Here is a 7388-nt window from a genome sequence, read left to right as displayed (position 1 = left end):
TCCAGTATTATCTGCGCTTTTGGCCTAGCAGCTGCCGCACCTCGCTCGCCGTATCGGCACTTAGAATTATGCGGTATTGCCCTAACTTTTATTTTCGCTCTCAAAATACTGCCTCGGCGTTACCCCAGTGTTGCGTTTGAAGAACAGGATGAACGCCGACGGCGAGGCAAAACCGGTACGTTCGGCCACATTTTTGACCAGTTCCCCCTGGGCGATCAATTTCTTCGCGTGCTGCAATTTGGCCTCGTCGATCTGGTCGGAAAGCTTTTTGCCGGTATTGATGCGGTAAAAGCGGGACAGATACGACGGGTTGAAGCCGGTCATGCGGGCAAGGGCAGTCAGGGAAAGGTCATAGTTTTCCACGTTGTCCTCAATATAACGGTTGATCCGCTTGATGATGGCCTGGGTGCTGTGGGTTTCGTTTTCCTCGCGCTGGCGGCAGGTTTCGGCGCACAGGTCGGTAAAGCGGTGCAGCATTTCCAGCTGGGTAGCGGCACCGCTGCGCAGGTAGGCGTTAAACAGGTCAAAGCAGGCCGTATCGCGGGCGGGCTCTTCTCCCAGCTGTTCGGCAAAAATTTCCCGCCGCACGTTCAGCAGCAGGGTGAAGAGCAGCAGCTGCTGTTCGCTGTCCAGTTGGGGCGGTTCGGCAGCATCAAAAAATGTTGTCTGCATCATGGTGCATACAGTATCCGCAGTGCCTGTGCGCATCAGCTGGTCCAACTGCTGCAACAGTGCCGAAAACTGGAATTGGTTCTGGATGGAAGCGCTGCCGGTGCCCAGCAGCAGATCCGCGTAAGTATTTTCGTCCACGATCAGCAGGCGGCCGGCGCTCTGGTCCACCATGCGGTAGATGCGGTTCAGCAGGCTGTACTGCTCGGCCAGATTCTCAAACGGTCCGGCGTTGCCAACCACCACACTGACCGGGCAGTTGGCGGTATCGCTCAACTGCTGCTGCAACGCTTCAAACACAGCATACAGATAATTGGTTGCAGGCGGGTTTTCCGGCGCAGCACCCTGCAGCAACCACACAAAGGTTCCGCTTTCCGGCATCAGGGATTCAAACACCAGCTGCGGGAACTGCGCGGCCAGGATGTTATCCGCCAGCATCAGGCTTTGCAGATGCTCCGTTGCCTCGGCTGCGGTATCTTTGCCCAGAACCATGGCCACGGGGCGGGTGGGGTCCAGCGTCATCTCCAGATTGGGCAGGCTATGCTGGATCTGCTGCCAGCTGCCGCCGCCACGCACAAAACCTTCCAGCGCAGCGCGCTGCAAAAAGCCCTGCATGCGGGCATAACGGCGCTGCATTTCGCCCTGCTCCAGCTCGGCGCGTGCTTCGGCTGCGCACTGGGCGATCTCCTGATCGATCTTGTTCAGTACCACCTCGTCGCCTTCCATTTTGAGCAAATACCCATGGTACAGCGGCGATTTGGACGCCTGATGGATAAACTGGAAATCATCAAAGCCACTCAAAAACACGAAATGGATGTGCGGCCACAGCGCTTCCGTTTCTCGCTGCAAAGTCAGGCCGTCCATATCCGGCATGCGGATGTCAGACAACACCACATCCACCTTGTTGTTTTGCAGAATGGATAACGCGTGCAGGCCGGAAAAGCTTTTCAGCACGATCACATCACCGCCGTACCGGCCCTCAAACTGGCTGGCAAGGCCCTCTACAATATTTGGTTCATCATCCACAAGCAACAGTGTCTGCATGGCTGGTTTCCTCCTTTTGTGGCTGCCCGTTTTGCTGTTCGGTGTTCAGCGAGTGAGCGGGATGCAACGGCAGTCGCAGGCTGACCCCAAAGCCGCCCAGCGTGCCATGGCTCACCTGCAAGTCGCCACCCTGCATCTGCATACGCAGCTTTACGTTTTTCAGGGCGGTGCACTCGGCCTTGCGGTCAGTGCTGTTCAAGTACTGGGTCAGTTTTTCCAGCTCGGCATCTGGGCAGCTGCCGTTATTTTCAACATAAATATTCAAAAATTCAGGTTTCATCTTAAACCGCAGCTGGATCAGACCGTTCTCCATTTTTTCCACGCCGTGGTTATATGCGTTCTCGAACAGGGGCTGTAAAATAAAGCGCGGCACGGCGAGTTCGCGGTAAGGTTCCGGCAGGGGCTGCAGCTGCACCGTGATGCGGTCACCAAAGCGGATGGTCTGTATCTCGGTATAATCCACAATGTTCTGGTACTCCATCGCCAGGGTAACAACCGGCTGGGCGCTGCGGGTAATATAACGGTAGTAAGAGCTTAATTTCAGGCTCATCTCGGCAATGCCGTCGGTGTCCTCCATTTTGGCCATTCGGTACAAATGGTAAAAGCTGTTGTACAAAAAGTGCGGATTGATCTGCGCCTGTAAGTATTTGATCTCGGACTGATAAGCGAGCTCTTTATTATGATATGCCTGTTCCAGCGTGGCCTGCAGCTGGCTGCCCAGCTGGGCAAAAGCGTAATGCAAAAAGTCCATATCATTGCTGATGGCAGGCCCGCCCTTGGGGTCCGGCAGTAGCATCCCGGTCTGCTCCATTGTTTGCAGCTGTTTGGCGATTTGGCGGAACGGCTTTGTGATGAGCCGCCAGACCAAAAACAGAAAGATTCCTACCGCCAGCAGCATAATTATCGTCTGCACGCCGATCCACACTGCAAAGGAGGCTGTTACTTCCCGCAGTGCATCGGTTCCAGCGTAACTGGCAGTCCACAAGCTCCACGAACCAACAGGCTGCACGATGCGCAGATATTCAGCAGCATCCACTTTGGTTTCCGTGCTACCGGTGAATTCATTCAACACGGCATCCTGGATATTCACCACCAGGGCGGCGGGGGCTGATGCGCTGCCGGGGCTGCGCACCGTAAAGATGTTGCTGCCGTCCGTACAATAGATGGCCGTGGTCTGGCCGTTTTCCGCATATTGGCTGCACAGGCGGGTCAGTGCGGCGGTGGAAAGTTCCGCCCACACCAATGCGGTGGATGTTTTATTGTTGAAACTTGTGGCGTCCGATACCAGATACAGCCGCCCGCCCACCGTCAACACAGCACTGTGGCCGGGCGCAGCGTAATATGCTTCAATCAGCTGCTGCTCCAGGGCGGTGGGGTCGTTGTACGTGCCGGAAGAATGAATGGTTTTATTCAGCGAGGGAAAATACGCTGTGGTAGATTGGATCAGACTACTGGTATTCTGCATGGTGTATACCTGCTCTGTCATACGCAGGATGGAATCATACAGCGCGGGAAAGCTGGCCTGCCGCGGAGTAAGGGTCAGCCGCAGGGTGACAGAACGGGTCAGGGTATATTTCATCTGGGTGCGGATGCGCAGCAGCTCAGTGTTCAGCTGATCGGTAAAATCCGCAGCCTGGGCAGTGTAGGCGGCTTGCCAGTCCTGCATAGCGCTGCGGCGCAGGCGCAGGGTAACGGTAATGCCGGCAGTGTAAACCGCCAGCACCGAAACTAGAAAGATGCTGATAAGCCTGCGGGACAAATTGAAGGAAAGCTGCGGGGTGCGGTCCTGCGGCATGGGGCGGGCCTCCTTTGAACAAAATTCGTGCGTTTTTACCATTATAGACGATTTTACCCACTTTGCAACATAACGAATTGTTGATATCGCATCATCAATTCTTTATAATGCCTTGCAGAAAGCCCCAAAACCCGTATGATGGAAGCATGAAACAACGCCGGGCCGCCCGCTGCCCCGGTAAAAAACAAGCCAAACGGAAACCCAGGAAAAGAGAGAAGGAGGCGCCCCATGCTGAACGATGCCCAGAACCGCAAACTGATCGGCAAACTAAAGCGTGCGCTGGAAGTGTTTGAACCCTATGTATTCACCAAAATCGCCCAGCTGCCCTATACAATGTACGAAACTGCCGACCGGCTGGAGACTGTGCCGGATGCCACCCTGGCCGCTGTGCCCGAAACCCGCCCCACCGGCAAAACCTGGGGTGGTGAGGGCCGTTACTGCTGGTTTTTGACCCAGTATACCCCACCGAATGAGCTGGCCGGGCAGCCGCTTTACCTGTACCCGGAGCTTGGCGGGTATGAGGCCATGTTGTGGGTGAACGGCGAACCCTATGGTACCTTTGCCACCAAAATTGTCGTGACCCGCCATGGCAACCATTATTGCGACTGCTTTACCCGCGCTGCCGTTCCGGGCACCCCGGTGCAGCTAGCCATTGAATTTTATGCCGGGCATTATGTCATTGGCGAGCAGCCGTTTGAGGAACGCCCCCACCGGGATTTTCGGTTTACTGCGGACAAAATCTCGGTCTGCACCAAAAACCAGGATGTGCTGGACTTTATTCTTGACCTGCGGGTCCTGCTGCAGCTGGTGGAGAAACTGCCGGAAACTTCTTTCCGCCGCGCAGAGATTTTGAACGTATTAACGCAGGTGCATCAGGTGCTGTACTATGACCCAACGGCCACTGATGCCGAGACCTGGCACACCAGCCTGGCCGCAGCACGCCGCGTGATGGCCCCCGCCCTGGCCCAAAAAAACGGTGGCAGTGCCCCCACTGCGGACCTTGTGGGCCACAGCCATATTGATACCGCCTGGCTTTGGCCGATGGACGAAACGATCAAAAAGATTGCCCGCACCGCAGCCAACCAGTTTAACCTGCTGGACCAGTACCCCGAGTATCGGTTCATCCAGAGCGCTGCCTACCACACCTGGCTGATGGAACAGCACTACCCGCAGGTATTCCGCCAGCTGCAAAAGCGGGTAGCCGATGGCCGGTTTGAGCTGAACGGCGCGGTCTGGGTGGAATGCGACTGCAACATTCCCTCCGGCGAAAGCCTTGTCCGCCAGTTTTTGTGGGGCACCCGGTACATCCGGGATAAGTTCGGCAAGGAGCAGCGGGTATTCTGGCTGCCGGATACCTTTGGCTACAGCGCCGCCCTGCCACAGATTATGCAGGGTTTTGGCGTGACCGGATTTTTGACCACCAAGCTCGCTTGGAACGATACCAACCGCTTCCCCTATGAAACCTTTGTCTGGAAAGGCATCGACGGTTCCAGCGTGGTAGCACACTTTTTTGTGATCGATACCTGGCCCGACCCGGCTGGGCTGCTGGAACGCATTGAGGGCATTGGCTACAAGGACCACATTGCCCGCAAGCAGGCGTTCCCGGAGCGGCTGGTGGCCTTTGGCTATGGCGATGGCGGCGGCGGACCGCAGTTTGAGATGATCGAAGCCGCCCGACGGCTGCAGGATCTTGAGGGCTGCCCCAAGGTTGAATATACCTCCGCCGATGCCTTTGTGCAAAAGCTCGAAGCTGCCGCCCCTACCCTGCCTGTGTATGACGGTGAGCTGTATCTGGAGCTGCACCGCGGCACCCTGACGGCCAAGCAGCAGATCAAAAAGAACAACCGCATGGCGGAAAACCTGCTGCGCATGTTGGAACTCTGCCTGACCCGCAGCGCCGTAACCGCCCGCACCCCTGTGGATGGCTCGGCCCTGCGTCCCTTGTGGAACACCCTGCTGGTAAACCAATTCCACGATATCCTGCCCGGCAGCTGCATTGCCGCCGCTAATGACCGCAGCCTGCATGATATGGCCGAGATGCTGCACACCGGCAGCGAACTGCTGCGCAGCTGGTTTGCCCCCGCGCAGAACTGTTATACCGTGCTGAACCCGCTGGATGAACCCTGCCGCGATGTGTTCTACCTGCCGCAGATTGCCTCCGGCTTTATAGCCCAGGAGCCCGGCGTGACGCTGCAAAATGTGGTTCTTGCCGATGGCACCGCCGCCACCGCTGTGTATGGGCTGGAACGCCCCGCGCTGGGCGCTGCCGTGCTGCATTTTGTTCCCGGTGAACAGCCCGCCCAAACCAGCCGCTTTGTGTATGACGGCAAAACGCTGACCACCCCGCTGCTGCAAGTACAGTTGGACGAGCTGGGGCGCATTACCTCCCTTGTTACCCGTGCAGACGGCATGCAGTGGGCGGACGGCCCAATGAATACCCTGCTGATGGCAGAGGATGTTTCCGCTGGCTGGGATGGCTGGGATATTGACGCCGACTGCATGATGAAATTGCAGCCCGCCGCCCGCCTTACCAAGCAGACCGTGACCGCCGATGGCCCGCAGGAGTTCCGCCTGCACAGCCGGTATGAACTGGGCACCGCAACAATCCTTGAGCAGGACATGATTTTCCGCGCCGAAAGCACGCTGGTAGAATGGCAGACCGTACTGCACTGGAACGAAAAGCACCGTGTGCTGAAAGCGGCATTCCCCACCAATCTGCGCGCCAAAACAGCCCGACACGAGATCCAGTTTGGCTACATTGAGCGCCCCACCACTGCCAACGATACCCGCGAGCAGGCCATGTTCGAGCGCTGCAACCACCGCTATACCGACCTTTCGGAGCCGGGCCGCGGGCTGAGCATCTTCAATGACTGCAAGTATGGCATCAGCGTTCAGGGCGGAACCATGGCCCTGACGCTGGCCAAGGGCGGTACCCGGCCCGATGAGCGCGGCGATGTAGGCACCTACACGTTCCGGTACGCCATCCAGCCCCATGCGGAAGGCTTCAGCGCCAAGGTGCCCCGCCGCGGCATGCGGTTCGACCGTCTACCCACCGTACTGGCTGCCGATGCGCCCTCCCCTGCCCTGCTGACCACCAGCTGCCGCAATGTAGTGGTAGAAACCGTAAAGCCCTGCGAGGACGCCCAGAACGCCATGATCGTGCGCCTGTATGAATGCGAAGGTTCCCACACTGCCCCCGTTGCCCTGCACCCCGGCTTTGCCGTGACCGCCGCCCACCAGTGCGATATGGCAGAAAACGCCCAATTCTCCGTTGACCTCACCAACCTTGCCCCGTTCAAACCGTTTGAGGTAAGAACGGTGAAAATCGAATATTGATAAAAGTAGGAGTTAGGAGGGAGGAGTCTGGAAATCATTGAAACGTTGGATTTGCCTGTCAGTATTGATACTGTCTGGCGCTTTCTTCAGAAAGCAGGATACCGCCGCAAGAAAAAGTCTCTTCATGCTAGTGAACAGGAGCGTCCCCGATGTGGCGCAGAAGAGAAAAGACTGGAACGGCCTTATATCTGGATTCAAGGCAAGTGACCTTTTGAAAAACTTTGGTCGAAGGTGAAGGCTTTCCTTCGTAAATTCAAGGCGAGGATGCTGGATGCTCTTCCAAATGCGATTCAGAATGCTTTCCACGCTGTTACTGTCTCTGATTGTTCCGGCTGGTTCCGCTTCTGCGGATATGCGCTTTAATTTTGAAAATTGCTATAAGAGCTGAAAATGGACCATTCCTTATAGGGCAACACTGCACAATTCCCGCCTTACGGCTTAAGCACCGCTTCGGCGGCTGCGGCACAGCATCTGCGTTGCCAAAATGCTCGATAATGTCGGGTTGCGGTACCCGCATCGTGCTTCGGGGGCAAAAGCCCCTCGC

The 7388-nt window shown here is 56.9% G+C and carries 3 protein-coding genes; 1 reads left to right on the top strand and 2 read right to left on the bottom strand.

What is annotated here, in order from left to right; all coding sequences use genetic code 11:
* Window positions 1-81: 81 nt before the first annotated feature.
* Entirely contained in the window at window positions 82-1713 is a 1632-nt protein-coding gene (locus C4885_RS14630) for a helix-turn-helix domain-containing protein (protein ID WP_114001040.1), read from the bottom strand.
* On the bottom strand, window positions 1688-3508 hold the full coding sequence (locus tag C4885_RS14625) for a sensor histidine kinase (protein WP_158538919.1): 1821 nt from the start codon (window positions 3506-3508) through the stop codon (window positions 1688-1690). Before C4885_RS14625 ends, C4885_RS14630 begins: the two co-directional genes overlap by 26 nt.
* 228 nt (window positions 3509-3736) lie before the next feature.
* Between C4885_RS14625 and C4885_RS14620 the strand changes: the two genes are divergently transcribed.
* Window positions 3737-6844: a glycoside hydrolase family 38 C-terminal domain-containing protein gene (locus C4885_RS14620; protein ID WP_114001038.1), complete on the top strand. Its 3108-nt coding sequence runs from the start codon at window positions 3737-3739 to the stop codon at window positions 6842-6844.
* Window positions 6845-7388 lie beyond the last annotated feature (544 nt).

The sequence above is a fragment of the Subdoligranulum sp. APC924/74 genome, from assembly GCF_003324125.1.
Lineage (GTDB): Bacteria > Bacillota > Clostridia > Oscillospirales > Ruminococcaceae > Gemmiger > Gemmiger qucibialis.
This window is presented reverse-complemented; position numbering and strand designations above follow the sequence as displayed.

Coding starts and splice junctions, on each gene's coding strand:
- C4885_RS14620 (WP_114001038.1), top strand. CDS start 3,737: ATGCTGAACGATGCCCAGAACCGCAAACTGATCGGCAAACTAAAGCGT.
- C4885_RS14625 (WP_158538919.1), bottom strand. CDS start 3,508: ATGCCGCAGGACCGCACCCCGCAGCTTTCCTTCAATTTGTCCCGCAGG.
- C4885_RS14630 (WP_114001040.1), bottom strand. CDS start 1,713: ATGCAGACACTGTTGCTTGTGGATGATGAACCAAATATTGTAGAGGGC.